Raw genomic sequence first — 25,709 nt, forward strand, 5'->3', positions numbered from 1 at the left:
GAGTCAGTAGCTGGCGCGGGTGTCGTCGCCGGCTTTGGGGATGTACTGCGCGGCGAGGGCTTCGGAGCCGCGCGCGAGGAGTGCGACGTCGGCGCCCACCAGGATGAAATCAGCGCCGTGGTCCAGATAGTGGCGCGCGGTATCCGGGTTGAAGGCGTTCACGCCCGCGGGCTTCCCGGCCGACTTCGCGGCCGCAAGGCAATGCTCGACGGCGGCGCGCACCTCGGGGTGTTCCTGCTGTCCCAGCAGGCCTATGGAGGCGGCGAGGTCGGACGGGCCGATGAAGACCGCATCCACGCCGTCGACCTTCAGGATGTCCTCGACCGCGTCCACGGCGGCGGTGGATTCGATCTGGACCGTGACGCTGATGGTCTCGTTGGCCCGGGCCAGGTAGTCCGGCACCCGGTTCCAGCGGGCGGCCCTGGCCAGGGCCGAACCCACGCCGCGGACGCCGTGCGGCGGGTAGCGGATGGCCGCCACCGCGGCCTCGGCTTCGGCAAGGGAGTTGACCATGGGGATGAGCAGGTTCTGCACACCGAGGTCCAGGTACTGCTTGATCACCACGGTGTCGTTCACCGGCGGCCGGACCAGGGCGTGGACGGGGTAGCCGTGGATGGCCTGGAGCTGGGCGAGGATGGACTCGAGCCCGTTGGGGCTGTGTTCGGCGTCCACCAGGAGCCAGTCCAGGCCGGACCCGGCGCACAGTTCTGCAATGAGTGGGCTGCCGGAGCAGACCCACATCCCGGCCAGCGGGCGGTCCGCGGCGGCAAGGGCGTCGCGGAAGGTGTCTTCTATTCGAAGCGGCATGTGACACTCCCCAGGGGTCCGTAGTCGGCGTGCACGGTGTCGCCCTTGTAGACCCACATGGGGCGGGTGAACGAGCCGGCCAGGATGATGTCCCCGGCCTTGAGCGAATCGCCATGCGCTGCGATCTTGTTGGCCAGCCAGTGGACGCCGTTTGCCGGGTGGTCCAGGACGCCGGCGGCGACGCCGGTTTCCTCCACGGTCTGGTTCTTGTAGAGGATCGCAGAGACCCAGCGCAGGTCCACCGCATCAGGCTTGACCGGGTTCCCGCCGATCACCATGGCACCCATCGCGGCGTTGTCCGAGATGGTGTCCACGATGGTCCGGCCCTCCATTTCGATCCTGGAGTCCAGGATCTCGAGGGCCGGGACCACGTAATCGGTGGCTTTCAGGACATCGAAGATGGTGACGCCGGGGCCCTTGAGCCCGTCCTTGAGGACGAACGCCAGCTCCACCTCCACCCGCGGATGCGTGTAGCGGTCCCACTGGACCGAGCAGCCGGTGTCCAGGACCATGTCATCGAAGATGGCGCCATAGTCCGGTTCAGTGATGCCCGTGGCGGCCTGCATGGCCTTGGACGTGAGGCCGATCTTGCGCCCCACCAGGGTCCTGCCGGCTTCCTCGTTGCGGCGGCGCCACAACTGCTGCACCGCGTAGGAATCCTCCACCGTCATGCCCGGGTACCGGGCCGTCAGGAGGGGAACAGGGGTCCGGGTCCGGCCGGCTTCCACCAGCTCGTCCGCGATGGCCTCAATCGTCGTCGGCTCGAGCATGGGTTAGACCTGCGCTCCCAGCTTGAACCCCGTCCGGTCACCTTCCGGCGAGCCCTCCTTGCGGGTGTAGGAGAAGCCGTCGGCGCCGACGGTCACGGCCATTTCGGACTTTTCTTCGCGTTCGATGACCGGCTGGGGGTTGCCGTCGAGGTCCAGGACCAGGGAGGCTTCGGTGTACCAGGACGGGACCACGGGGTTGCCCCACCAGTCGCGGCGCTGGTTGTCGTGGACGTCCCAGGTGATGGTGGGGTTGTCCGGGTCTCCGGTGTAGTAGTCCTGGGTGTAGATCTCGATGCGGTGGCCGTCCGGGTCCAGGATGTAGAGGTAGAACGCGTTGGAGACGCCGTGCCGGCCGGGGCCGCGTTCGATCCGGTCGCTGATGCGCAGGGCGCCCATTTTGTCGCAGATCTGGATGATGTTGTGCTTCTCGTGCGTGGCGAACGCGACGTGGTGCATGCGCGGGCCGTTGCCGCCGGTCAGGGCGGTATCGTGCACGGTCTGCTTGCGGTGCATCCACGCGGCGTACGTGACGCCGTCGGAATCCTTGATTTCCTCGGAGACGCGGAAGCCAAGGTCCTCGAGGTACTTGCGGCCGCGCGGGACGTCGGGGGTGACCTGATTGAAGTGGTCCAGGCGGACCAGTTCGCCGGCGGAGTAGAGGTCGTAGCGCTGGGTGAGCCGCTCGACGTGCTCGGTCTCGTAGAAGAACTCGTAGGGGAAGCCCAGCGGGTCCTCGACGCGGACGGAGTCGCCGATGCCCTTGGTGAAGCCTTCCTTGCGGCGTTCAGTGCGGCAGCCCAGTTCCTTGTAGTAGGCCTCGGCGGCGTCCACCTCAGCGGGGGACTTCACCCGGTAGGCGAACGCGGCGACGGCGGCGACCGGTCCCTTGCGGAGCACCAGGTTGTGGTGGATGAACTCCTCCAGGGAGCGCAGGTAGATCGCGTTCTCGTCCTCTTCGGTGACGTGCAGGCCCAGGACGTCCACGTAGAACTCGCGGGACTTGGCGAGGTCGGTGACCACGATTTCCATGTAGGCGCAGCGGACGATGTCCGGTGCCGGGACAGTGGGGGTGGGGACGAAGTTGGTCATGATGGTCTCTCTTCTTTGAGCAGGTAAAGGAGTGTTCTTCTTAGCCTTCGTTGGCGGCGGAGGCTTCGACGCTGCCGAAATTGGGGGTGTGGCCAAATTTAGGAGTGTGAACCGGGCCGAGCGTGATGTGCACGGCCTGCTGGTCGGTGTAGAAATCGATGGAGCGGTATCCGCCCTCGTGGCCCAGGCCCGACGCCTTGACCCCGCCGAACGGGGTACGCAGGTCGCGGACGTTGTGGCTGTTCAGCCACACCATGCCGGCCTCGACGTTCTGTGAGAAGTTGTGCGCCCGGGTCAGGTTCTGGGTCCAGATGTAGGCGGCCAGGCCGTACTTGGTGTTGTTGGCCAGGGCGAGGGCTTCGTCGTCGTTCTCGAACGGGGTGATGGCCACCACCGGTCCGAAGATCTCCTCCTGGAAGATCCGGGCGTCGGGGGCGACGTCGGCGAACACGGTGGGTGCGATGTAGTTGCCTTCAGGCAGGTGGTCCGGGCGGCCGCCGCCGGCCAGGAGCCGGCCTTCGGACTTGCCGATCTCCACGTAGGAGGCCACCTTCTCGTAGTGCTCCGGGTGGACCAAGGCGCCCACCTGGGTCTTGGGATCGTGGGGATCGCCGACGACGATGTTTTTTGCGCGGGCGGCGTACTTCTCGCAGAACTCGTCGTAGATGGCACGCTCCACCAGGATGCGGGAGCCGGCGGTGCAGCGTTCCCCGTTGAGGGAGAAGACCCCGAACAGGGCCGAATCGATCGCGGCGTCCAGGTCGGCGTCGGCGAAAACGACGCAGGGGGACTTGCCGCCCAGTTCCATGGACAGGCCCTTCAGGTTCGCGGCCGCGTTCCGGAAGATCGTCTGGCCGGTGGTGGTCTCACCGGTGAAGGAGATCAGGGGCACGTCCGGGTGCTTGACCAGTGCGTCGCCTGCTTCCTCGCCCAGGCCGTTGACCAGGTTGAAGACGCCGTCGGGCAGGCCGGCTTCCTTGAAGATGGTGGCCCACAGCGAGGCGGACAGCGGCGTGAACTCGGCCGGCTTCAGGACCACGGTGTTGCCGGTGGCCAGGGCCGGGGCGAGCTTCCAGGACTCCAGCATGAACGGGGTGTTCCAAGGCGTGATCAGGCCGGCCACGCCGATCGGCTTGCGGTTGACGTAGTTGATCTGCGAGCCGGGGACCTTCATGGCGTCGTCGAACTGGGCCACGATCAGGTCCGCGAAGAAGCGGAAGTTCTCGGCCGCGCGCAGCGCCTGGCCCTTGGCCTGGGTGATCGGCAGGCCGGTATCGAAAGTTTCCAGTTCAGCCAGGCGTGCTTCCTGCGCTTCGACGGCGTCAGCGATCCGGTTCAGAACGCGGGCCCGCTCGCGAGGCTTCATCTTCGGCCACGGGCCGTTCACGAAAGCTTCGCGGGCGGCCGCAACGGCCAGGTCGATGTCCTCTTTCTGGCCGGCCGCGGCGGTGGCGTAGTTGCGGTTGGAAACAGGATCCAGGACGTCGAAGGTCTTCCCGCCCACGGAGTCAACGAACTCGCCGTTGATGTAATGCTGGATATGGGCGGGCAGGTCCTTGGGGACGTAGTGCCGGGAGGTTTCTACGGAGGTCGTCATCGTTGATGTCCTTACTGGTGCTTTGCTTGGGCGAGGTATGCGTCCAGGGTGGCCGCCCGGTGCTGGCGGGCGGCTTTTTCGATGGTGTCCGGATCGGCGCCGGATTCGATGAGCTGCAGCAGCCCTTCGTGCTCCTCCACCGATTCGCGGGCCCGGCCGGGGACGAAACGGAACGTGGAGGACCTCAGTGCAGCCAGCCGGTTCCAGCCGCGGTGGACCAGGTCCAGGATGTGCGGGTTGGGGCAGTGCTCAAAGAGGACGCTGTGGAAGTCCTGGTTCAGTTGGGTGAAACGGACGGGGTTGAAGTGTTCCAGGCATTCGCGCATTTCCTCGTTCACCGCGCGGGCCCGGGTGATGGCCACCGCATCGATCAGCGGGGCGGACAACGCGGTGGCCGCACCCTCCACGATGCTGAGTGTCTGCATGGTGTACAGGTATTCGGTGGGGTCGATGCCGGCTACGGTGGCGCCCACGTTGCGTTCGAACTTCACCAGGCCTTCGGCCTCCAGCCGGCGGATGGCTTCGCGGACCGGGACCACACTGAAGCCGAGGTCCTTGGCGATGGTGCCCAGCACCAGCCGGTAGCCGGGGGTATAGGTGCCCTCGACGATCCGCGCCTTGACGGCCTGGTACGCCTGTTCGGACTTGCTGCCGGGAGCGGCCACTTCGGCCAGGTCGGTCAGTGCCTCAGTCATCAGCTTTTCCTGCCTCCCATTCGTTGTACCTGGCCTGCCATTCGGCGTTCATCGGGTACAGGCCGTCCACACTGTTGCCCTCCTTGACCATTTCGAAGATGAAGGCTTCTTCCTTCTCCTGTTGGATACAGTCGTCCACGAGTTCTTCGGCGATGGCCGGCGGGATGACCAGGATGCCGTCGGCGTCCGCCACGATGATGTCGCCGGGCTGGACGGTGGCGCCGCCGCAGGCGATGGTGATGTCCGTGTCCCAGGGGATGTGGCGGCGGCCGAGTACCGCGGGGTGCGGGGTGGCGAAGTAGGTGGGCATGACCAGCCCCGCCACGGCAGTGAAGTCGCGGACGCCGCCGTCAGTGATGATGGCTGCAGCCCCGCGGACCTGGGCGCGGAGGGCCAGGATGTCGCCGACGGTGCCGGTGCCCTTCTCGCCGCGGGCCTCCATCACCAGGATTTCGCCTTCGTTGACCGAGTCGATGGCCTTCTTCTGCGCGTTGAAACCGCCGCCGTGGGTCTTGAAGAGGTCCTCGCGGTTGGGGACGTAGCGCAGGGTCCGGGCCAGGCCCACCACCTTCCGGTCCGGGCGGGTGGCCTGCAGCCCGTCGATGCTGACGTTGTTCAGGCCGCGCTTTCGCATCTGCGAGGATAGGGTGGCGGTGGCCACGGACTCCAGCTTGGCCTTCAGCTCAGGGGAGAGGGAAGGCACAGGGGAGAGGGAAGGTGCGGCGGCCTCCGCAGCAGGTGCCAGCCCGGCGGCCTCGCGGGAACCGTACGCTTCCTCGCGCTGCAGGTCATCAACCTTGGGCCCGGCACCAAAGTCCGCGAACGGCGTCGTGCCTTCCTCCACGGTGGTGGCCAGCCGGCCTGTGGTGAGGTTCCCGGCGGAAACTTCCACCTCGAGCACATCGCCGGGCTTGGCCACGGAGGCGCCGGCGGGGGTGCCGGTGAGGATGATGTCGCCCTCTTCGAGGGTAAGCAGCTGGGACAGGTCCGCCACCAGGCGGGCGAACGGGAAGAGCAGGTCCTCCGTCGTGTCATCCTGGACCAGGTCGCCGTTGTGCCAGGTGCGGATGCGCAGCCTCGCGGGGTCGACGGCGTCTGCCGGGATCAGAGCCGGGCCCACCGGGGTGAAGCCGTCCCCACCCTTGGACCGGAGGTTGGACCCTTTGTCCGCCCAGCGGAGGTCGTACACACCCAGGTCGTTGCTGGCGGTGACGGCGGCAACGTGGCTCCATGCGTCCTCGATACTGACGCGGCGGGCCCCCTTGCCGATGACCAGGGCAATCTCGCCCTCGTAGCCGAGCAGTTCACAGCCTGCCGGCCGCTCCACCCGGCCGCCCGTCAAGGCCAGGGAGCTGGAGGGCTTGAGGAAGTAGGAGGGCTGGGCGGGGGTGCGGCCGCGCTGGGCCGCACGGCTGGGGTAGTTGATGTGCACCGCAATCACCTTGCGGGCTGATGCCAGGGTGTCCTCGTTGACCTGCTCCAAAGCTTCTCCTCATCAGGTACGAAATCGTATACGATCACTATTCACCCGTGGCCCGCCGTTCGTCAACCCCTCTTTTTCCGTGGCGTTGCGGGCGAGCAGGGGGCACTTGTCGCCCGCATCACATCGGGCGTACAGTGGATGCCAAGTTCCACTGTTTCCATTATCGAATCACTTGTTCTGATATAGAACAGCTCAGCCGCCACAAAGAAGTGAGGAATACCGTGCAGTTCCACCACCACGGCTACGTATCCGGCGACCCGCGCGTCAAGCCGGCCGCCGGCGTCGGCATCAACCGCCCCGAAGAACTTCCGAATGAAGTGGATGTGCTGATCGTCGGCACAGGCCCCGCCGGCATGCTCGCCGCCGCACAGCTTTCGATGTTCCCCAACGTCACCACGCGCATTATCGAGCGCCGTCCCGGACGGCTGGCCATCGGCCAGGCGGACGGCATCCAGGCGCGCAGCGTCGAGACCTTCCAGGCATTCGGCTTTGCCGAGAGGATCACGGCCGAGGCCTACCGGATTACCGAGATGGCCTTCTGGAAGCCGGACCCGGCCAACCGTGCCAACATCATCCGTTCCGCCCGGGCGGTGGATGACGAGACAGGCATCAGCGAGTTCCCGCACCTCATCGTCAACCAGGCCCGAGTCCTGGACTATTTCGCGGAATTTGCCGCCAACTCGCCCTCACGCCTGAAGCCGGACTACGGCTACGAATTCCAGGGCTTGGAGGTCGCGGACAGCGGTGAATACCCTGTCGCCGTGACCCTGCTCCACACTTCCGGGCCCAATGAGGGGCAGGAGCGCATTGTCCGGGCCAAGTACGTGGTAGGTGCCGACGGCGCTCGCAGCAAGGTGCGCCAGGCCATCGGCTGCACCCTCGCCGGCGACCAGGCCAATCACGCCTGGGGTGTCATGGACGCGCTTGCCGTCACTGACTTCCCGGATATCCGCACCAAGTGCGCAATCCAGGGCGAAAAAGGCAGCATCCTGCTCATCCCGCGCGAAGGCGGGCACCTGTTCCGCATGTATGTGGACCTGGGAGAGGTGGACCCCGCCACCCACCACGCGGTGCGGAACACCAGCATCGACGACATCATCCGCAAGGCGAACGAGATCCTCCACCCCTACACCCTGGACGTCCGCAACGTGGCCTGGCACAGCGTGTACGAGGTGGGCCACCGCCTCACGGACCGGTTCGACGACGTCCTGCCGCAGGACCGCGGCACCCGCACCCCCCGCGTCTTCATCACCGGCGATGCCTGCCACACCCACAGCGCCAAGGCCGGCCAGGGGATGAACGTGTCCATGCAGGACGGCTTCAACATCGCGTGGAAGCTGGGCCATGTCCTGGAGGGCCGCAGCCCCGAAAGCCTGCTGGCCACCTACTCCGCCGAACGCCAGGTGGTGGCGAAGAACCTGATCGACTTCGACAAGGAATGGTCATCCATGATGGCCAAGAAGCCCGAAGAGTTCGAGCACCCCTCCGACCTGGAAGACTTCTATGTCCGGACCGCCGAATTCCCGGCCGGGTTCATGACCCAGTACGCCCCGTCCCTGATTGTCGGGACCGACGACCACCAGGACCTGGCCGCGGGCTTCCCCGTGGGTAAACGCTTCAAGTCCGCCCCCGTGGTGCGGGTGGCGGACACCAACCCGATCCACCTGGGCCACCACGCCACCGCGGACGGGCGCTGGCGGATCTACGTGTTTGCCGACGCGGCGCAGCCGGGGACCGGTTCCGCCACCGACCTGCTGGCCGAATGGTTCACCAACTCACCGGAATCACCGCTGGCTGCCACCCCTGCCGGGGCGGACCCGGATGCATGGTTCGACCTGAAGGTCATTTACCAGCAGGGGCACACCGCCGTCGACATCAACCAGGTTCCCGCGGTGTTCAAGCCGCAGGTGGGCCCGTTCAAGCTGACCGACTACGAGAAGGTGTACGGCACGGACCCGAACGCGGACATCTTCGACCTCCGCGGCCTGGACCGCAACGGTGCCGTGGTGGTGGTCCGCCCGGACCAGTATGTGGCCAACGTTCTGCCGCTGACCGCCACCGCGGAACTGGGCGCGTTCTTCGCGCAGTTCCTGAAGCCGGGGCAGCAGCCGCGTCAGGCCGTGGCGGCCGCCGCGCGGTAGTCGGCGGCTGCGTAGACGCCCAGGATCCGCACCTCGGTGGTGAAGAAGTCCAGTTCCTCGAGGGCCAGCTTCAGCGGCAGGTCCTCGGGGTGGCCTTCGACGTCGGCCATGAACATGGTGGCGGCGAATTCGTTGCCCACCATGTAGCTCTCCAGCCGGGTCATGTTCACGCCGTTGGTGGCGAAACCGCCCAGAGCCTTATACAGGGCAGACGGGACGTTGCGCACGCGGAACACAAAGCTGGTGACTGCCGGGCCGGGAAGCTCGTCCCGGGCCGGCAGTTCCTTTTCCCGTGCCAGGACCACGAAGCGTGTGGTGTTGGAGGGATCGTCCTCCACCCGGGACGCAAGGACCTCCAGGCCGTAGATCTGCGCGGCCAGCGGGGGAGCCAGGGACAGCTTGCGGGGATCATTCCACTCGGCCACTTCGCGGGCGGATCCTGCGGTGTCACCGGCGATGACCGGGCGCAGGTTGGCCTCGCGGATCAGGCGCCGGCACTGGCCCAGGGCGTGGATGTGGCTGTGGACCTCGGTGGCCCCCTCGATGGTGCTGCCCGGAATGCCCAGCAGGTCGAAGTGGATGGGCAGGAAGTATTCGCCCACGATCTGCAGGTTGGACTGCGGCAGCAGGATGTGGATGTCCGCCACCCGGCCGGCAATGGAGTTCTCGATGGGGATCATGGCCAGGTCGGCCTCGCCGCTGGCCACCAGCTCGAAGGCGTCCTCAAAGCTGGCGCACGGCACGCTTTCCATGTCCGGGAACATCTGCTGGCAGGCAATATTGGAATTGGCGCCGGGTTCACCCTGGTACGCAATCTTCTGGGGCATGATCCGTATGGTTTCACGGCCCGCCCCCGGTTGGGAAAACGGGCGCCCGTGCTAGACGGGAGTGACGCGCAGCCAGAGATACTGGCGGGGGAGCAGCGTGACGCCTTCGGCCAGGTCCAGCGTCGCTTCCGAGAGAAGGTCGACGGCGGCCGGCAGGAATCCGCCGAAGGTCTCCGCTGGCAGCTGCCGGGAAGAGTCGCCGAAGTTGGCGAGGGCAAGGATCCGCGTCTGGCCGCCGTCGGCCGCGCTTGCCGGCCGCTGGTACCCCAGGACACTTCGGTTGTGGGTTTCGAAGTCGAGCAGCGTGGTTCCGGCCAGCTCAGGGGCAGCTCCGCGGACTTCGATCATCCGCTTCAGCCCGGCGTGCACGGCGCCTTCCGGTGTGGAGGGGTCGTTTCGGCGGGCGTATTGTTCCGCGGGGTAGTGCGGCCGGTGAACCCAGCGGCTGTCCCCTCCGTGGCCCCGCTCCTGCGCATAGTCGTAGTCATTGAGCTGGGCCACCTCGTCGCCCAGGTACAGCAGCGGGATCCCGCCGGTGCTGAAGGCAACCGAGTGGGCCAGGAGGATCCGTTCCACCGCCTCGGCGGGGTTGACCTCCATGCCGCACAGTGACGCCGTCGTGCCCGAGATCCGGCAGTCGCCGGTGCGCGGGTTGTCCTGGAAAGGCACGCCGCGGGCGAAGCTGCCAGGAAACCGGTTGACGTAGAAGGAGTTCAGGAAGCGGCGGTGGTCGAAGCCGTTGATGCCCAGTTCCGCCGCGTCCTCGTCCGCGAAGGTCCAGCCGATATCGTCGTGGCTGCGGACGTAGTTGACCCAAGATGTGCCGGCCGGGATGTTGTGCCGCCGCTTCAGGGCCTGGGCCAGCAGCGAGGTGTCCCGCGTGGCCAGGGATTCCCAGATCAGCGCCATCTGCAGCGGGTTGTAGGAGATCTGGCACTCGGCGGGGTCGATGTAGAGCGCCACCTCGTCCGGATGCACGATGGCCTCGGATTTGAAGAGCAGCGACGGCGCCGCCAGACGGCACACCGCGTTGAAGGCGCGCAGCAGGGTGTGCGCCTCGGGCCGGCTCTCGCAGGAGGTTCCCAGCTGCTTCCAGATGAAGGCCACGGCATCCATCCGAAGGATGTCCACTCCCTGGTTCGCCAGGAACAGCATTTCCCCGGCCATGGCGCGGAAAACGTCCGGGTTGGAGTAGTTCAGGTCCCACTGGTAGGTGTGGAAGGTGGCCCAGACCCACCGGCCGTCCGCCATCTGGATGAAGGACCCAGGGTGGTTTTCCGGGAAGATTTCACGCACGTTCTGTTCGAAGGCGTCCGGCATGGTCCGGTCCGGGAAAATCCAGTAGTAGTCGCTGTATTCGGGGTCGCCGGCGGCTGCCTTGCGGGCCCACTCGTGCTCGTCCGAGGTGTGGTTGAAGATGAAGTCAACCACCAGGCTGATCCCGTTGCTCCGCAGGTCCGCCGCCAGGGACCGCAGCTGCTCCATGGTTCCGAGCTTCGGGTTGACCTCCCGGTAGCTGGACACCGCGTAGCCGCCATCGGAATGCGGCTCGGGAGCCAGGAACAGCGGCATGAGGTGGAGGTAGGTCAGGCCGAGCTCCTTGAAGTACGGGATCCGGGCGCGGACCCCCTCCAGGCTTTCCGCGTACCGGTCCACGTAGCAGACGCCGCCCAGCATGGTGTTGGACTGGAACCAGCCGCTGTCGCCTTCGCGCCCGGCGTCCAGGTCCTTCAGCCCGGCCGGGCGCTCCTGCCAGGACCTTGCCGCCTGGACAATGAGGGCTGCCAGCTGGTCCTGCCAGTCCGGCCGCGAGCCGTACAGGGAGCCGAAGAGATCCGCCAGCAGGGGCAGGGTCCGGTCCAGGCGGCGGTCAAAGGCCGGGTCCGGCAGCAGCCCGTTGCCCCGTTCACGGGACAGAGCTGCCAGCACGTGCTCCAGCGGCGTTTCGTCCACCCTGACCGTTTCCTGCATTACGCGTGGCCCTTCCTGCGTCCGCCGGCGGTTCCGGCTCACCTACGGAAGTATTCCACGTCACACCCGGGCAGGCGTGTCCGGCGGCGGGGTGTTAAGCTGCGCAGCGCGGGCTGTGTTTGTCACGGAGACTGTCCGCGGAGCCTGGAACGACAGGAGGCGGATCCATTCCGGAGCGCGGTCCTGTACGCGGATCAGGGGAAGAGCTGTGGCCGTTTCCTGGACTATGACGCCGGCTTCCAGTTCTGCGAGCTTGGCCCCAAGGCAGCGGTGGATACCGGAGCCGAAAACGAGGTTGAAGTTGGCTGCTTGTCGATGTCCGCCCGTCTCCACTGGTGCCAGCGGGACCTGAGCTGATGCTCGTGAGGTGATGGGATTTCCGCTCAGCTCGAGGAGAATCCCGGTTCCTGCGGCCACAGTTTTGTCCCCAAGGTGTGTATCGTGCGCCGCAACCCGGCGCCAGGTGGGTACGGATGATTCGTTGACCAGCACGTGCCGGACCGCGGACCTGGAACCCGTGTCGGATGCAGCATCGGCCCAGTTCACCGGGATCGTGCCCTCCAGGAGGCGGAACAGGGTAGTGCTGATCAGCTGGGTGGTTGTTTCCTGCCCCGCGATGAGCAGGAAGTAGCCGAGAGAGCAGATTTCGGGCGTGGACAGTCCGTGTTCGGCCAGGGACTTGAACAGGTTCCTTCCTGCCGCTTTCCTGGATTCCGCAACGAGCTGCCGGAGCCAGACATAAAAGTCTGCGGCGCTGTGGGCCAGTTCCAGTTGCCTGTCTTCATCAGGCCAGCCCCAGAACAGCTCCATGGAGTCGCGGCCCCACCGTTTAAGGTCGGGAAGGTCCCGGACAGGCAGTCCGAGGAGTTCGAGCATCACCACTGCCGGAGGAAGGGCCGCCACCGCAGCAACAAGGTCGACGGCGTCGGCAGACTTGAGCTGGCGGGCTGCGGTTCGCGCCGCTTCCTTTGCCAGCTCACGGATCCGCGGCTCGATTGCGGCCACCGTGGCGGGGGTAAAGAAGCCGGCCACCACCTTCCTGATCCCGGCGTGCGTGCCGGTTTCGTTGCTCGCCAGCACGGCAGGCAGCGCAAAACGGACTTCCTGCAGCACACGCAGGGCGGGCGCGCCCAGCGGCGTTACGGCGATCAAGGCATTTGCGGGGCTAAAGTCGGCGGGCCGGTGCAGCACGTCCCGGACGGCGGCAGGATCGCGCACCACGAGGTACGGGCACTGGTTGGGACCCGCCTGTCCTGCCGCCGTGGCCACCGGCATCATGCCGGCAGCCCGTTCAGCCAGGCCACTGCGCCGGCACGGAAATCCGCCGGGGCCAGCTCTGCGGCCCGCTCCGGGAGCGCCCCGAGGAAGGGTACCTGCAGCGATCCGAGCACCTCCCGGTTGCTGTGGTGCACCAGGCCGGGAACGCGGGGCCAACTCCCGAGTACCACTCCCAGGACCTGCAGGTTCCGCACCGCCAGGGCTTCGAGGGTCAGGGCGGTGTGGTTCAGTGTTCCCAGGCACGGCCGGGCAACAAGCAGGAACGCCGCCGCCAGGTGGGATCCGAGGTCCGCCAGGGTGCCGCCGTGGGAATCCAGATCCACGAGCAGCCCGCCTGCACCCTCAACCAGGACATGCTCGTGCGAGGCTGCGAGCTCCCGGACACGTCCGGCATGCACGGCCAATCCCGGCAGCGGCTTTCCCTCGAGGGCGGCAGCGGCGGCCGGTGCGAGCGGCTCCTGCAGGACCACTCCCGTTTCAACGGTCACCGCGCCGGCGAGCCGGACAATTTCGGCGGCATCAGCGTCACCGCCGGCAGCTCCTGACTGGCACGGTTTGTAGACAGCCACGCTACGGCCGGCAGCCTGCAGCACGGCGGCGAGGGCCGCCGTCGTGATGGTCTTTCCCACCCCGGTGTCCGTTCCGGTGATGAGGATGACGGCGGGCAGGTTCATTGACGTTCCTCCAGAATGCCGCGCAGCACTGCGCAGCTGTCTTCGATTTCCTTGGGCGAAAGGGTGGCGCGGGCGGTGAGCCGCAGCCGCGGGATGCCGTCAGGTACCGACGGCGGGCGGAAGCAGCCGATGCGCACACCGGCCGTGCGGGCTTCCGCCGTCGCGGCCAGGGCAGACTCAACGGACGGCATGGGGATGGACTGGACGGCACCTGCCGCCTGGACGGACGCCGCCCGCGCCGCCGCGGTCTCAGGGTGGGCGCCGGCAAGGGCCACAACGGCAGGCGCGAGCCCGGCGGCCAGCGCCGCCGCATTGGTGCGGACCAGTTCGGCCCGCCACGGTTCGTCCCTGATGATCCGCACCGCGGCGAGGGCAGCCGCGGCGGAGGCGGGCGCCAGGCCGGTGTCGAAGATGAAGGTTCGCGCCCGGTTAAGCAGGTGCTCGCGCAACAGCGCTGATCCGAGCACCGCTCCACCCTGGCTGCCCAGCGCCTTGGACAGGGTCGCCGTCGTGATCACGCCCGGGTGCCCGGCCAGAGGAGTCCCCGCGACCGCGCCGCGGCCCTGGAACTGGCCGTTGCCGGTGACGCCCAGGCTGTGAGCCTCGTCGATCAGCAGCACGGCGTCCTGCTCCTCGGCGAGGGCCAGCAGGGCGGCCAGCGGGGCGTCGTCGCCCAAAACGCTGTAGACCGATTCGACGGCGATCAGCGCCCGCGGCTCGGACCGGCCGGCCAGCAGCCGGCCGGCGTCCTGCACACTGTTGTGGGTGAACGATTCGATGCGCGAGCGGCTGAGCCGGAAACCGTCGATCATCGACGCGTGGCAGTGTTCATCCGCCACGATCAAAGTTCCCGGGCCTCCCAGCGCCGTGATCACACCGATGTTGGCCAGGTAGCCGGAGGAGAACACCAACGCCGTTTCCATCCCCGCCAGCGCTGCCAGTTCCTGCTCGAGGTCCAGGTGCAGCCTGGTTGTGCCTGCCACCAGGCGCGAGGACGTGGCACCTGCGCCCCACGTATGTGCGGCATCCGCGGCCGCGCCGGCAACCCGCGGATCTGACGCAAGCCCCAGGTAGTCGTTGCTGGCGAGGTCGATGAACGTTTCGTCTGCCCCGCGGGGAAGCGGGCGGCGGACCAAACCGCGGCGGTCCCGGATGGCCGCCTGCCCCTCAAGCCACTGGATCATGGAGGTACTCATGCCGGACCTCCGGAGTGCGCCGGAATGCACTCGTGGATTTCGGCGACGGCGGCGATCATCCCCGAAGCAATCACGCCAATGTCCTCGCTGGTGCTGATGTACGGGGGCATGGTGTAGACGAGGTTCCGGAACGGCCGTACCCAGACTCCATGCCGGATCGCGGCAGCGGCCACGGCGGCGACGTCCACCGCGTCGTACAGTTCGATCACCCCGACGGCGCCGATGGTGCGGACCTCCCGCACGGAGGCCAGGCCCAGGGCGGGAGCCAGCCCGGCTTCCAGGCCGGTGCCGATGCGGGCGACGTCGGCGCGCCAGCCGCCGTCGTTGATGATGCCCAAGCTCGCGTTGGCAACAGCGCATGACAGCGGGTTGCCCATAAACGTGGGGCCATGCAGCAGCGCGCCGGCCGTTCCGTTGGAAACGGTGGCGGCCACGTCTGCCGTGCAGATCATCGCGGCAAGGGTCATGTATCCGCCGGTCAGGGCTTTGCCCACGCACATAATGTCCGGCACTACGCCGGCGTGATCGGCCGCGAACAGCTCGCCCGTGCGCCCGAAGCCGGTGGCGATCTCATCGAAGATGAGCAGCATCCCGTACTGGTCTGCCACCTGCCGCAACACTGGCAGGCACTCGGCCGGGTAGGCGTGCATGCCGCCGGCCCCCTGCAGGACCGGTTCGACGATGATCGCGGCGAGCTGCGTTGAATGCGCAGCCGCAATGTCCGCCAGCCCGGCCGCCCAGGTCTGCACGGCTTCGGGAGTTGCTGAGGCCGCTGCCGGAGGCCGGGGTGCAAAGATGTTGCCGGCGAGCAGTCCCGGGAAGGCGGAGTGCATGCCGTCCACGGGGTCGCAGACGCCCATCGCCGCAAACGTGTCGCCGTGGTACCCGCCGCGGATGCTCAGGAACCGTTGCCGGTGCGGGTGCCCGGACGCAGTCTGGAACTGTACCGCCAGCTTGAGCGCGACTTCCACGGAAACCGATCCCGAATCAGCCAGGAACACCCGCTCCAGGCGCTGCCGCCCGGGCGCTTCCGGGGCCATGTCCACCAGTCGCTCGGCCAGTTCCACCGCGGGGGCATGCGTCAGGCCGCCGAACATCACATGGCTGAAACTCTCCAGCTGCCGCTTCGCCGCAGCGTCCAGCACCGGGTTCCGGTAACCGTGGATTACCGACCACCACGAGGACATCGCATCCACCACCTCGTGGCGGGTGCCGTCCTCGGCGCGGAGCCGCAGCAGCACGCCGTTGGCCGCCTCCACCTCCCACAACGGAAGGTCCGCCGACGCGGGGGCATAGGGATGCCACAGCGTTTCCCGGTCCCGCTGGATCAGGCTCCTGCTGCTCATGGTTTAAGCACCCCGTGTCGGGAGCACTCCGCAGTCCAGCCCAGCGGTGTCACCTGGACTTTCATGCGGCGCCGGCAGGTGGCGCAGTACCGCGGAGGCTCCATGGCCAAACGTTCCACGCAGCGTTGGTGAGCGTACGACGGCGGGCCGTCGCCGCCGTCGTACGCCTCGCCGCAGTGCCCGCAAAAGTTGCCGGTGGTTGAGCTGGTTGCTGCCGCGTTCATAGCGTCTTCTGGAGTTCCTTGATGGGCATGTTGAGGTCCACCAGCAGGTTCAGGTCGGCGGTGGCGGGCCGGCCCAGGGTGGTGAGGTAATTGCCGACGATGACGGCGTTGATGCCGCCGAGCAGCCCGTCGCGGGTGCCAAGGTCGCCGAGGGTGAGCTCGCGGCCGCCGGCGTAGCGCAGGACTGTGCGGGGCATGGCGAGGCGGAAGGCGGCGATGGCGCGGAGGGCGTCCTTGCCGTCCATGACCTGCTGGTTCGCCAGCGGGGTGCCGGGGCGGGGGTTGAGGAAGTTCAGCGGGACCTCGTGCGGGTCAAGGGCGGCCAGTTGGGCCGCGAGTTCAGCACGCTGTTCCAGGCTCTCGCCCATGCCGATCAGGGCCCCGCAGCACAGTTCCATGCCGGCGTCCTTAACCATGGCGCAGGTTTCCAGCCGCTCCTCGTAAGTGTGGGTGGTGACCACCTGGGGGAAGTAGCTGCGGGCGGTTTCGAGGTTGTGGTTGTAGCGGTGGACGCCCCAGCTGGCCAGTTGGTCCACCTGCCGCCGGGTCAGCATGCCCAGGGAGCAGGCGATGTTGATGTCCACTTCCTCGTTGATCCGGTCGATGGCGAACTTGATCTGGTTCATGAGTTTGATGTCCGGCCCGCGGACGGCGGCGACGATGCAGAATTCGGTGGCTCCGGTGGCAGCGGTTTCCTTGGCGGCCTTGACCAGTTCCGGGATGTCCAGCCACACGCCGCGGACGGGGGAGTCGAAGAGGCCTGACTGGCTGCAGAAGTGGCAGTCCTCGGGGCAGCCGCCGGTCTTGATGGAGATGATGCCCTCCACTTCCACGTCCTCGCCGCAGTGCCGGAGGCGTACCTGGTGGGCCAGGTCCAGGGCGGCGGAAATGGCTTCGTCCGGCAGGCGCAGGACCTCTTCGAGCTGGGCCTGGGTCAGGCCGATGCCCTCCTCGAGAACCTGTCGGCGGGCCGTCTCCAGGATTTCGTAGCCCGTGCCGGTGGGGGTCTCATTGGTGGGGAGGTTTGTCTCGATCGTCATGGATTGGTCCTCTGCGCTTGCCGGGAATATTCCTTACAGCAGACGCTAGTTCTCCATTGACGGCCCCATTTTGGAGGGGTTCAACAAAGAATCTGGTAGATGGGCCAACGAACTTCTCCAGATGAGACCTAAGGCCCTACCCGCCCACGGATACCAGTCCCCCAGGAGTGTGTACCGCTCCGGTGCAATTCAGCACTTCAGCTTGACTGCAGCCTAAGGTTCAAGGAGCCGGGAGCTCATGGTGGTTTGTCGCTGCGGGTGGGTTACCCGGTAGTGCAGCCCCAGGTTGTGGTTGTCCACCCAGGTCGCGCAGGCTCCTGTTTTTCGTACAGTCTTCTGCTGCCGACCGCTGGCTGGACCCAGTCAGTGCGGTCCAGTCGTCGATGCGTATGAATTTGGCGGCCATGCCTTTTGTCCTTCCGGGGGTGTCCATCCGGGGGTGTCCGTCCTTTTAAATGGTGGAGTGCGGGGGACCGGTATTTGGTCTCCCGCACTCCGTCTTCCGTGACTTGGTTCAGCCGAGTTCGGCGAGGACCTTGGCGACGATGCGGTCGGCGGCGGCCAGGCCGTAGCGATCATGGAGGGTGGGCAGCGCGCCGGCGTCGAGGAACTGGTCCGGGAGCGCGACAGGGACAACGGCAGCCTCGGAGGCAAACCACCCATCAGCAGGTGCAACCAACCTACTGGCTGAGTACACCTAGAGCACGTTCAGTGGGTAACCGAAGGCGCCCGGAGGACTCCTCGTTGCTCGTTTTGTTGATAAGCGAATTTACGAGGCCGGCCAGATCCTTTGCTCCGAGCTCAATCAACCCCCGTTCGACTGGCGGTTCCCTGCCGCTAGTGCTTTGAAGGAGTAAAGGAAACCGCCGTCGCTGCCGCTGACCGTGATGTAGGCCTCGGTTGTGCCGGGTTTGATGGCGATGTTCGTCGCTGAGCTGAGGCCGGCTGTGTCTTTCGCAGGGATGGAGACTGTTTTCAGGAGTTGACCATTGACGTCGTAGATGAGTACTGCCGGCCGGTTGTGCAGTCCTACGTAGAGGTTGCCTTCCGCGTCCACGGCGATCGAGTCGACCTGGGCGGCTCCTGCGGAGGCGTAGATGGCAGGGTGGGCTGTTGTGACTGCTGTGCCCGCTTCCGTGAGGGTGAAGTGATCGATGCGGTTGCCGGTGTTCAGGCTCACCCAGAGCGAGTCTTCGTCCGGAGAGAAGCTGATGCCGTTCGGCGACTCGAGGTTATCGGCCAGGACTACGGGCTTGGCCGTGGCGCCGTCGATGCGTACAAGGCGTCCCTTCGCTTCCCAGTACGGCGAACGGGCGCCAGTTGCGTCGGTGATGTAGAGGTTGCCGTCAGCGTCGAAGGAGATGTCGTCGGGCTGCATTGGAATTCCTGCGACGGGCCCGGAGAACACGTCCTGAACATCCTGGCCGTCTGCGGTCATGCTGCGGACCGATCCGCTGAGGAAGTCCGTGACGTACAGGCGCCCGTTCCGGGGATTAAATTGGGCGGATGTGAGCGCGCTCCGGTCGTCCGTGTAGGCGGTGCTTACCGTTTTCGCTGTTGTGTCTACCCTCAGTACCTTGGGCGCGCCGGGCGGCGCTGTCACGTCGACGAGGTAGAGGTTGCCGTCGGGACCGAAGGTTGGTCCCTCGAGCAGCGTCATTCCGGTCGCCTCGTGGACGGATGTCACCTGCATGACGCGTTTTGCTTCGTGAACGGATGCGTCCTCTTTGTTCGAAGCCGCCTCCATTGATGCGGGCGGGGCGCTGCAGGCGGCGAGGGCCATTGTCAGGAGGAGGGCGGCCGCTGGCGCCAGGGTCCTCGCCGTGGGCAGGAAGCGGCTCACCGCGAGGCCCCCGCAGTCTCGGTCACCTGCGCGCACTCGTCCTGCCCCAAGGACAGGATCTCGGCCATGTCACCTTCACGCCATTCGCGCAGAAGCCGGTGAAACGCTACCGGACCTGGACTGTACGAGGCGCCGGCTATGGAGCGGGTGCCTTCTCCGTTGTAATACCCGGGAGTGCATTCGGCTTGGAAGGCCCTGTTGTCGATCGCGGTTTCATGAACCGTCCGCACCCATGCTTCCTCGGCTTCCGCGGTCGGCTCGATGAAGCGTGCTCCGACTGCGCGTCCCCGTCCGATGACCGCTGCGATGTGTTCGGCCTGTTCGAGGAGTATGTGGCCGAAGTTGACCGAGTTGGCGTTTTGGATGCCGCTGAGGTGGAACAGGTTCGGGAAGCCATGCGAGGAAAAGCCATGAAGCGTGCGTGGACCCTTTGACCAGGCTTCGAGCAGGGTTCTTCCGTGGCGGCCGATCACGGGCAGGGTTCCCGACATGACTCCCGAGATGCCGACCTCGAATCCCGTGGCGAAGATGACGCAGTCGACTTCGTATTCCGTGTCGCCGACGACGACTGCGTTCTCGGTCATGCGGGTGATGCCGCCGGTATCGGCGGTGTCGACGAGTCTGACGTTAGGCCGGTTGAAGGTCTGCAGGTAGGTGTCGCTGAAGCCAGGGCGCTTACACATGTACCGATACCAGGGTTTGAGGGCTTCGGCTGTTGCCGGGTTCTCGACGACGTCCTCGACCCGTGCGCGAAGGCGGTTCATCGTCAGGAAATCATCGATCTCGTCGAGTCGTTCCCGCTCCTCGGCCGGGAGGGTGGTGTCCACGGAGCCGGAAAGGATCTTTCGCTGCAGGTTGGTGGTGGCCGTCCAGCCGTCCTGGACCAGGCTTTCCTCCACAGGCTCCCCGGCGAGTACGGCGAGGAAGTTCTCCATCCGCTCCCGCTGCCACCCGGGTTTCAGGGATGCTGCCCATTCCGGGTCGGTGGGGCGGTTGTCCCTCACATCCACGGTGGAGGGGGTGCGCTGGAAAACGATCAGTTCCTGCGCGTCGGCTCCGACATGCGGGACAACCTGAAGGCCTGTTGCCCCGGTGCCGACCACCGCCACGCGCTTGTCCGCCAAGCCAGTCAGGCCGCCGTCGGGGGTGCCTCCCGTGTAGCTGTAGTCCCAGCGGCTCGTGTGGAAAGTGTGCCCGCGGAAGGATTCGATACCGGGGATACCCGGCAGCTTCGGCTGGGTCAGAGTCCCCGAGGAGGTGACCACGAACCGTGCACGGAAGCGATCACCTCGGTCGGTCTCAACGATCCACTCTTCTGCCTCTTGATGCCATTCCAACCGGGTTGCACGAGTCTGGAAAAGGCTGTCCTGGTAGAGGTCGAACTTCTCGGCGATGGCGATGGCATGCTGGCGGATCTCCTCCCCGGGCGCATAGCGCCACTTCGGGATGTATCCGACCTCTTCGAGCAGCGGCAGATAAACGTAGGACTCGATGTCACAGTGGATTCCGGGGTAACGGTTCCAGTACCAGGTGCCTCCCACATCGCCCGCCTCGTCCATCAAACGCACGGAGTCCACGCCCTGCTCGCGGAGGCGTGACGCGGTGAGCAGACCCCCAAAACCGGCGCCGATGACCAGGACTTCGACCCTGTCTGCCTTGGGTGCGCGTTCAGTCCGCGGTGTGTAGGGGTCCTTGGCGTAGTAGCCGAACTCGCCGGCGGCCCGTCGGTACTGCCTTGTTCCGCCGGGGTGGATGCGCCGATCACGCTCGTGGCGGTACTTCGCGCGAAGGGCTTCGACGTTCAGGTCCTCTGCAGAATCCCGGGCTGAACTCGTTTCGCGGTTGGCGGCCATAGTGGTGTTCTCCTGTCGTGGATGTCGTGGATGTCGTGGATGTCGTGGATGTCGTGGATGTCGTGGATGTCAGGGGTGGTGGACTTTGGCAATCCCGGGAGTTTCGGCTGAACGGAATGAGGATGGTCTGCATGAAGGAAGCATTCATGCCCCCGCAAGATTCGGTCGGACAGGCGTTATGAACGGGCGGCGTTTCAAGAGTGGCTGCGACTTCACTCATTAATCCCCCTTGACGGAACTAAGTATGAGATCTCGTATCTATACTGATACTGCGTATCACATTCTATACTAAGGCCGTGATGGTAAGCATTCGGGACAGAACCCGCGAGGCGGTTCGAGCGGAACTGGCGAAGGCAGTTCTTGAGGTGTTCCTCAAGCGCGGGTACGCGGCCGTGACGGTCGACGACGCTGCCCGGGAAGCCGGAATCTCCCGGGCCACATTCTTTCGCTACTTTGGCAGCAAGGAAGATGTGGTGATCGCATCCGTTGAGAGCGCAAAGATCGATTATCTTGCAGCCCTCCGGGACCTGCCCGAAGGCAGGCGTCTCAGTGGTTGGCGCCTGGTCCGGGCTGCAATCGAACCAGTAGTCCTCACAGCCACAAACGAGCCAGAAAGCCTGCGCGCCCGACTTCGGCTGATTGCCAGTGAACCGGCTTTGAAGCGGCGTCTGCTGGAGCGACGGGCCGCCAATACTGAAGCGTTGGCTGCCGCGCTCGATGAGCATCTGCGTGACATCTTTTCAGCCCGTGTCCTGGCCGCCGCTGGCCTTGCTGCAGTCGATGTTGCCTGGGAGGACTGGGCGCCGCGCGAAGAGGCCGATTTCCGTGCCATCGTCGACAACATCTTCCAACGCCTTGAAGCTGCCGCAAAAAGACGGCAAAACTAGCCGCAGGCCCTGTTTACAGGCTTCCTGGTTCGCCAGACTCTATTGCCCCCTCCCTGTGCACCCGTTGGCAGATTCCCCGGCGCCAAGCCTCAGCGAATAAGGTGACGGGACTGGAGCCCGGGGTTCCGGAGCGGGGCAACGGATGACTCGCGGGCACTGGGTCTGGGCGAGAAGACCCCGTACGAGGCACTCCAACGGCACTCTCGAGGCAGGGTCCGAGCGGGAGCTTAGCGGTCAGTACTAAGTGGAGGCAGTCCCGAGCTGAGCTGTTGCTGGCGCGCGTCCGTTCCGGTGAGTGGCCCTTTGGTGGCCAGCCTTCGGCCGAGTCGGCCCTTGCCCCACACCCTGCTTTGCGCGTGAGTCCACACGAGCAGACGGTCCCACGCCCAACTGGCCTTACAGGGGCGTAAACAGGCCCGGCCGCTGCAGGGTGCAGCGAGTTCGGAATCGCGAATGGGGCTAATGCACCGGCGCCGAGACGGCCACGCAACCCAAGCCCACCACCACGGACAGCTCGCCGCCAAGCTGGCGGACCCGAAGGAGCCTCATGACGCCCTCTCAGACCCCTTTCCGGCTTCCTGCGCAGGGGTCAACGCTGCGGGAGGCGATCCGTCAACTCTCTGGACGAGGCGTGGTCTGGGCCCGTCAGGGCGCGGGCGTCTTCGTCGCGGCACTCTATGTGCCTGAGGACAGGGACGTCGTCCTGCAACGCGCAGACACCGCATTGGTGCTCGAAGCGTGGATGGCCGTCGAGACAGAAGCAGCCGGGTTGGCCGCGGTGCGCCGAACGCCTGCTGAGCTCCGACTGATGCGCCGGGCCTAGCGAGTAGGTTCGAGCAGGGGCGCAGTCTGGAGGAGTACGTCGATGCCGACACGATGCTTCACCGCGCCATCGTCGCGGCGTCGCACAACTCGGTGCTCCTGGACCTCTTCGACAGTTTCAACTGCTCGACACGATCAAAGTTCTCGCCCGCTCCGATGCCCAGCAGGCATCCCTGCTCGTCACGCACCATCTCGAAGAAATACCCGAGACCACCACGCACGCACTTCTCCTGGCTCACGGAAGCATCGTGGCTGCTGGCCGGATCGAGGACGTGCTCACCAGCGAAAACGTCACGAGTGCCTTCAACTACCCTGTCGCCATTGAGCGACACGGCAGCAGGTGGAGCGCCCGCACAGCGCCTGGATTTACAACAGTAGGATGCGCAGGAAGACCTTCGACGAACTCTCGTAGAGGAGGCAACGGAAGTCTGGATGGCGGCAGAGCACGAACCTAGGGGAAGAACAGCCAGCGGGATCTCCATTAGACAATCCAACGGCGGGTAGCCGTTGTCCGGAATGGCCAGCATGGCCATTCCGGACTGACGCCTCAATTACCGTCAACCGCTGACCGCGGAGCACGCACGAGGGTGTGCCCCCTCTGGCTCTTGGATCAATTTTTGTTGATCTTGGTGGTGAAGGTCAGGGGAAGGTTAGCCGAGGAGTTGCCGACGAAGATTTGCCGGTCCCCTGTGCCGAGTTCCCAGGTCTGGGTGGCTGTGTTCCACGAGGAGAACTCCTTGAGCGGGATGGTGATTTCTACTCGTTGGTTTTCGCCGGCTTTCAGGTCCACTTTCTGGTAGCCGATGAGTTTGCGTTCGACTTGGGGAACTGCGAGCTCGGCGCTGGGCCCCGCGTAGACCTGAACCACTTCCTGGCCGGCGCGTGTGCCCGTGTTCTTGAGGGTGTGCCGGATGGTGACGGTGTCGTTGTCCTGCTTGGCGGATAGTCCCTTGTAGTCGAAAGTCGTGTATGACAGGCCGTGGCCGAAGGGGAACAGAGGCGTGGTTCCTGTCTTGTGGTACCACTTGTAGCCGGCGTGAATTCCTTCGGAGTAGGTGACCACGTTGCCGACGCCGGGGTAGGTTGCGGCGTTCCCGGCGATGGGCGTGGCGGTATCGGAAGCGGGGAAGGTCTGGGTCAGCTTGCCGGAAGGGTTGACATCACCGTAGAGCAGGCGGGCAGTTGCTTCGGCGCCGTTCTGTCCCGGGTAGTACATGTTCAGGACGGCGCTGACCTTGGAGATCCAGGGCATCGTGACCGCGGATCCTGTGTTGAGGACGACGATGGTGCGGGGGTTGGCCGCGGCTACCTCGGAGATGAGCAGATCCTGGTCGGCGGGCAGGGACAGGGTGTCCCTGTCGGCGGTGGCGGTGGCGTTGTCGTATGCGAAGACGATCGGGGTGTGGACGGCCTTCGCCTGCTCGACGGCTTTCGCCCGCGCGGCGGCGCTGTGGGCCGGGGTGATCCAGGTTAGGTTCATCGTCGTCGGCGTTCCACTGAGTGCCAGCCCCCGGAAGGACACTGCATGTTCCCCCTTGGTGAGGCGGATGCTTCCGGTGGCAGGCTCCTGAATGCTCGCCGCCACCGAGGCGCCGTTAATCGCTAAGGTCGCATACCCCAGGGGTGCGTCGAGGACGAAAGAGTAAGTCCCATCGACCGGGACGGTGAGTTTTCCCGTGTAGGAAACGTTTTTGCCCTGGGCCAACGGGGCCGTTCCGGTCGAATCGAGCGGGCTGGCAGGGCTGAAAGCTTCAGCAGGGATGGGTGTGCCGCTCTCAGGGATGCCTGGGGTCCAGGAGACTTTCGTGCCGGTGCCGGCCCGTGAACTGATGGTATCCAGGGGTGAGGCTGCAAAGGCGGGAACGACGGCGGCGCTGCCGCCACCACCGATCTTTGGGTCCTTCGCGGTCGGCCCAATCAAGGCGATCGAGTTCGCCGCGCTCGTGAGGGGGAGTGCGGCGTCGGTGTTCTTCAACAGGACGGCGCCTTCCTCGGCGACCTTCTGGGCGACAACAGCACCGGCGTCCAGGTCCAGCTTTGGGCGTACCCGTTCCCCGTCGAGGAAGCCGAAGCGTTCCATCTGTCCCAGGATGCGCGCAACTGCATCATCAAGGGCGGCTACGGGGACGGTGCCGTTGGCGAGTGCTGCCTCAAGCGGTTTACCGAAAAATGACTGCTGGCGGCCAATCCAGTGCATTTCCTGGTCCAGGCCTGCGGTCAGATCGGTGGGGGCGTGCGTTGCTCCCCAGTCGGACATGACCCAACCTTGGAAACCGAGCTGCGTCTTCAAGACGTCGTTCAAAAGTGTGTTGTTGCCACACGAGTACTCGGCGTTGACCTTGTTGTACGGGCACATGACAGATCCGGCGCCTGCGTTGATGGCTGCTGCGAAGCCGGGGAGTTCAACCTCGTGCAGGGCTTGGTCATCGACCGTGACGGAAACTTCCGAGCGGTTGTTCTCCTGGTTGTTCAGGGCGAAGTGCTTGACCGTTGGAATCATGCCCTCGCCGGCAATGCCCTCGATCTCGGCAGCAGCTGTCCTTGACGTTACGAGGGGGTCCTCGCTGAACGTCTCGTAGTTGCGGCCACCCTGAGGAACCCGGATGGTGTTAACCATTGGTGACAGGGAAACGTCTTGTCCGAGTGCCTTGCCCTCCCGCGCGATCACCTGGCCGTAGTTGCGAGCCAGATCATCATCGAAAGCCGAGGCGAGAGCTACAGGAACCGGCAGAGCCGTCGTGGACTGGGGCAGACGCACCCCTGCCGGCCCGTCAACTAACCTCAGCTCCGGAACACCAAGACGGGGAACGCCGGGAATATACCCGGCCTCCCCAAGCGCATGCGGATCCGTGCTGGGTCGGACAAATGAGAGTTTCTCGGCCAAGGTCATTTGAGTGATGAGGGACGACACACGGGTGGAAGGCGTGATCGTGGTGCGGGAACTTTCTGCAGCGACTGCTGGCGCGACGCCCAGCAGGGCCGGCACGGATGCGGAGGCAGCCAGCAGTCCAGTTGCAACGAGCAGTGAACGCCCACGATGTCGAATGGGTGGGGTTCCAGGCGCGGGAGAGGAGGGATCCATGAGTCGTCGTTGACCTTTCGAAAAATACTTACCAAGTGGTAAGCGATTACCGCGAGTCTACTAAGATCGGGAGGGCGGGGCAAG

20 protein-coding genes and 1 pseudogene are annotated in these 25,709 nt (G+C 65.6%); 3 read left to right on the top strand and 18 right to left on the bottom strand.

Annotated elements, in window-relative coordinates:
• Positions 1 to 3: 3 nt before the first annotated feature.
• Genes AC5RUO_RS00140 through AC5RUO_RS00165 form a run of 6 tightly spaced genes read right to left on the bottom strand, consistent with a single transcriptional unit; the run spans position 4 to position 6,441 of the window.
• The gene (locus AC5RUO_RS00140) at positions 4 to 807 is read right to left on the bottom strand and encodes an HpcH/HpaI aldolase family protein (protein ID WP_494102462.1); all 804 of its coding nucleotides are present in this window, start codon (positions 805 to 807) and stop codon (positions 4 to 6) included.
• The gene (hpaH, locus tag AC5RUO_RS00145) at positions 792 to 1,577 is read right to left on the bottom strand and encodes a 2-oxo-hept-4-ene-1,7-dioate hydratase (RefSeq protein ID WP_354175740.1); all 786 of its coding nucleotides are present in this window, start codon (positions 1,575 to 1,577) and stop codon (positions 792 to 794) included. Before hpaH ends, AC5RUO_RS00140 begins: the two co-directional genes overlap by 16 nt.
• A gap of 3 nt (positions 1,578 to 1,580) precedes the next feature.
• On the bottom strand, positions 1,581 to 2,666 hold the full coding sequence (gene hpaD / locus AC5RUO_RS00150; RefSeq protein ID WP_494102463.1) for a 3,4-dihydroxyphenylacetate 2,3-dioxygenase: 1,086 nt from the start codon (positions 2,664 to 2,666) through the stop codon (positions 1,581 to 1,583).
• Positions 2,667 to 2,706: 40 nt separating this feature from the next.
• A complete protein-coding gene (hpaE, locus tag AC5RUO_RS00155; protein ID WP_494009802.1) occupies positions 2,707 to 4,263 on the bottom strand; it encodes a 5-carboxymethyl-2-hydroxymuconate semialdehyde dehydrogenase in 1,557 nt (518 codons plus the stop codon).
• Between the two features lie 11 nt (positions 4,264 to 4,274).
• Positions 4,275 to 4,958: a GntR family transcriptional regulator gene (locus tag AC5RUO_RS00160; RefSeq protein WP_494009801.1), complete on the bottom strand. Its 684-nt coding sequence runs from the start codon at positions 4,956 to 4,958 to the stop codon at positions 4,275 to 4,277.
• Positions 4,951 to 6,441 (bottom strand): fumarylacetoacetate hydrolase family protein, encoded by a 1,491-nt coding sequence (locus tag AC5RUO_RS00165; RefSeq protein WP_494102464.1) that lies wholly within the window; start codon positions 6,439 to 6,441, stop codon positions 4,951 to 4,953. Before AC5RUO_RS00165 ends, AC5RUO_RS00160 begins: the two co-directional genes overlap by 8 nt.
• Positions 6,442 to 6,662: 221 nt before the next feature.
• On the opposite strand from AC5RUO_RS00165, the gene AC5RUO_RS00170 reads away from it, so the two are divergent.
• Complete coding sequence (locus tag AC5RUO_RS00170; protein ID WP_494102465.1) at positions 6,663 to 8,582, top strand: FAD-binding monooxygenase; 1,920 nt, start codon at positions 6,663 to 6,665, stop codon at positions 8,580 to 8,582.
• Here AC5RUO_RS00170 and AC5RUO_RS00175 read toward each other — a convergent pair.
• The 11 genes and pseudogenes from AC5RUO_RS00175 to AC5RUO_RS00225 form a co-directional block, all read right to left on the bottom strand.
• Positions 8,555 to 9,409: a prephenate dehydratase gene (locus AC5RUO_RS00175; RefSeq protein WP_494009798.1), complete on the bottom strand. Its 855-nt coding sequence runs from the start codon at positions 9,407 to 9,409 to the stop codon at positions 8,555 to 8,557. The two genes, AC5RUO_RS00170 and AC5RUO_RS00175, sit on opposite strands and share 28 nt — an antisense overlap.
• Before the next feature lie 51 nt (positions 9,410 to 9,460).
• Entirely contained in the window at positions 9,461 to 11,380 is a 1,920-nt protein-coding gene (locus AC5RUO_RS00180; RefSeq protein ID WP_494102466.1) for an alpha-amylase family protein, read from the bottom strand.
• A 60-nt stretch (positions 11,381 to 11,440) separates the two neighbouring features.
• Entirely contained in the window at positions 11,441 to 12,658 is a 1,218-nt protein-coding gene (locus tag AC5RUO_RS00185) for a cytochrome P450 family protein (RefSeq protein WP_494009796.1), read from the bottom strand.
• Positions 12,655 to 13,332: a dethiobiotin synthase gene (gene bioD, locus AC5RUO_RS00190; protein ID WP_494009795.1), complete on the bottom strand. Its 678-nt coding sequence runs from the start codon at positions 13,330 to 13,332 to the stop codon at positions 12,655 to 12,657. The genes AC5RUO_RS00185 and bioD overlap by 4 nt, the downstream gene beginning before the upstream one ends.
• Positions 13,329 to 14,516 carry an 8-amino-7-oxononanoate synthase gene (locus AC5RUO_RS00195; protein ID WP_494103354.1) on the bottom strand — a complete coding sequence of 396 codons (1,188 nt, stop codon included), beginning with the start codon at positions 14,514 to 14,516 and terminating at the stop codon, positions 13,329 to 13,331. The genes bioD and AC5RUO_RS00195 overlap by 4 nt, the downstream gene beginning before the upstream one ends.
• Positions 14,517 to 14,524: 8 nt before the next feature.
• A complete protein-coding gene (locus tag AC5RUO_RS00200; protein WP_494009794.1) occupies positions 14,525 to 15,874 on the bottom strand; it encodes an adenosylmethionine--8-amino-7-oxononanoate transaminase in 1,350 nt (449 codons plus the stop codon).
• Positions 15,871 to 16,098: a biotin synthase auxiliary protein BsaP gene (gene bsaP / locus AC5RUO_RS00205; RefSeq protein ID WP_494009793.1), complete on the bottom strand. Its 228-nt coding sequence runs from the start codon at positions 16,096 to 16,098 to the stop codon at positions 15,871 to 15,873. The genes AC5RUO_RS00200 and bsaP overlap by 4 nt, the downstream gene beginning before the upstream one ends.
• Positions 16,095 to 17,138, bottom strand: a complete 1,044-nt coding sequence (bioB, locus tag AC5RUO_RS00210; protein ID WP_494102467.1) for a biotin synthase BioB — start codon at positions 17,136 to 17,138, stop codon at positions 16,095 to 16,097. Before bioB ends, bsaP begins: the two co-directional genes overlap by 4 nt.
• A gap of 514 nt (positions 17,139 to 17,652) precedes the next feature.
• A pseudogene (locus AC5RUO_RS00215) lies at positions 17,653 to 17,775 on the bottom strand (transketolase family protein); the annotation flags it as partial.
• Between the two features lie 168 nt (positions 17,776 to 17,943).
• Complete coding sequence (locus AC5RUO_RS00220; protein ID WP_494102468.1) at positions 17,944 to 18,981, bottom strand: SMP-30/gluconolactonase/LRE family protein; 1,038 nt, start codon at positions 18,979 to 18,981, stop codon at positions 17,944 to 17,946.
• Positions 18,978 to 20,834, bottom strand: a complete 1,857-nt coding sequence (locus AC5RUO_RS00225; protein ID WP_494102469.1) for a flavin-containing monooxygenase — start codon at positions 20,832 to 20,834, stop codon at positions 18,978 to 18,980. The genes AC5RUO_RS00220 and AC5RUO_RS00225 overlap by 4 nt, the downstream gene beginning before the upstream one ends.
• Positions 20,835 to 21,133: 299 nt before the next feature.
• Between AC5RUO_RS00225 and AC5RUO_RS00230 the strand changes: the two genes are divergently transcribed.
• A complete protein-coding gene (locus AC5RUO_RS00230) occupies positions 21,134 to 21,721 on the top strand; it encodes a TetR family transcriptional regulator (protein WP_494009915.1) in 588 nt (195 codons plus the stop codon).
• Between the two features lie 876 nt (positions 21,722 to 22,597).
• The gene (locus tag AC5RUO_RS00235; protein ID WP_494102470.1) at positions 22,598 to 22,921 is read left to right on the top strand and encodes a hypothetical protein; all 324 of its coding nucleotides are present in this window, start codon (positions 22,598 to 22,600) and stop codon (positions 22,919 to 22,921) included.
• A 232-nt stretch (positions 22,922 to 23,153) separates the two neighbouring features.
• Here AC5RUO_RS00235 and AC5RUO_RS00240 read toward each other — a convergent pair whose 3' ends face one another.
• Positions 23,154 to 25,625, bottom strand: coding sequence for a beta-glucosidase family protein (locus tag AC5RUO_RS00240; RefSeq protein WP_494102471.1), 2,472 nt, complete (start codon positions 25,623 to 25,625; stop codon positions 23,154 to 23,156).
• Positions 25,626 to 25,709 lie beyond the last annotated feature (84 nt).

It is taken from the genome of Arthrobacter sp. Y3221087 (assembly GCF_059089905.1).

Bases quoted from the DNA above. Each gene is read 5' to 3' on its own strand.
- AC5RUO_RS00140 (WP_494102462.1), bottom strand. From the start codon at position 807: ATGCCGCTTCGAATAGAAGACACCTTCCGCGACGCCCTTGCCGCCGCG.
- hpaH (WP_354175740.1), bottom strand. From the start codon at position 1,577: ATGCTCGAGCCGACGACGATTGAGGCCATCGCGGACGAGCTGGTGGAA.
- hpaD (WP_494102463.1), bottom strand. From the start codon at position 2,666: ATGACCAACTTCGTCCCCACCCCCACTGTCCCGGCACCGGACATCGTC.
- hpaE (WP_494009802.1), bottom strand. From the start codon at position 4,263: ATGACGACCTCCGTAGAAACCTCCCGGCACTACGTCCCCAAGGACCTG.
- AC5RUO_RS00160 (WP_494009801.1), bottom strand. From the start codon at position 4,958: ATGACTGAGGCACTGACCGACCTGGCCGAAGTGGCCGCTCCCGGCAGC.
- AC5RUO_RS00175 (WP_494009798.1), bottom strand. From the start codon at position 9,409: ATGCCCCAGAAGATTGCGTACCAGGGTGAACCCGGCGCCAATTCCAAT.
- AC5RUO_RS00180 (WP_494102466.1), bottom strand. From the start codon at position 11,380: ATGCAGGAAACGGTCAGGGTGGACGAAACGCCGCTGGAGCACGTGCTG.
- AC5RUO_RS00185 (WP_494009796.1), bottom strand. From the start codon at position 12,658: ATGATGCCGGTGGCCACGGCGGCAGGACAGGCGGGTCCCAACCAGTGC.
- bioD (WP_494009795.1), bottom strand. From the start codon at position 13,332: ATGAACCTGCCCGCCGTCATCCTCATCACCGGAACGGACACCGGGGTG.
- AC5RUO_RS00195 (WP_494103354.1), bottom strand. From the start codon at position 14,516: ATGATCCAGTGGCTTGAGGGGCAGGCGGCCATCCGGGACCGCCGCGGT.
- AC5RUO_RS00200 (WP_494009794.1), bottom strand. From the start codon at position 15,874: ATGAGCAGCAGGAGCCTGATCCAGCGGGACCGGGAAACGCTGTGGCAT.
- bsaP (WP_494009793.1), bottom strand. From the start codon at position 16,098: ATGAACGCGGCAGCAACCAGCTCAACCACCGGCAACTTTTGCGGGCAC.
- bioB (WP_494102467.1), bottom strand. From the start codon at position 17,138: ATGACGATCGAGACAAACCTCCCCACCAATGAGACCCCCACCGGCACG.
- AC5RUO_RS00225 (WP_494102469.1), bottom strand. From the start codon at position 20,834: ATGGCCGCCAACCGCGAAACGAGTTCAGCCCGGGATTCTGCAGAGGAC.
- AC5RUO_RS00230 (WP_494009915.1), top strand. From the start codon at position 21,134: ATGGTAAGCATTCGGGACAGAACCCGCGAGGCGGTTCGAGCGGAACTG.
- AC5RUO_RS00235 (WP_494102470.1), top strand. From the start codon at position 22,598: ATGCTTCACCGCGCCATCGTCGCGGCGTCGCACAACTCGGTGCTCCTG.
- AC5RUO_RS00240 (WP_494102471.1), bottom strand. From the start codon at position 25,625: ATGGATCCCTCCTCTCCCGCGCCTGGAACCCCACCCATTCGACATCGT.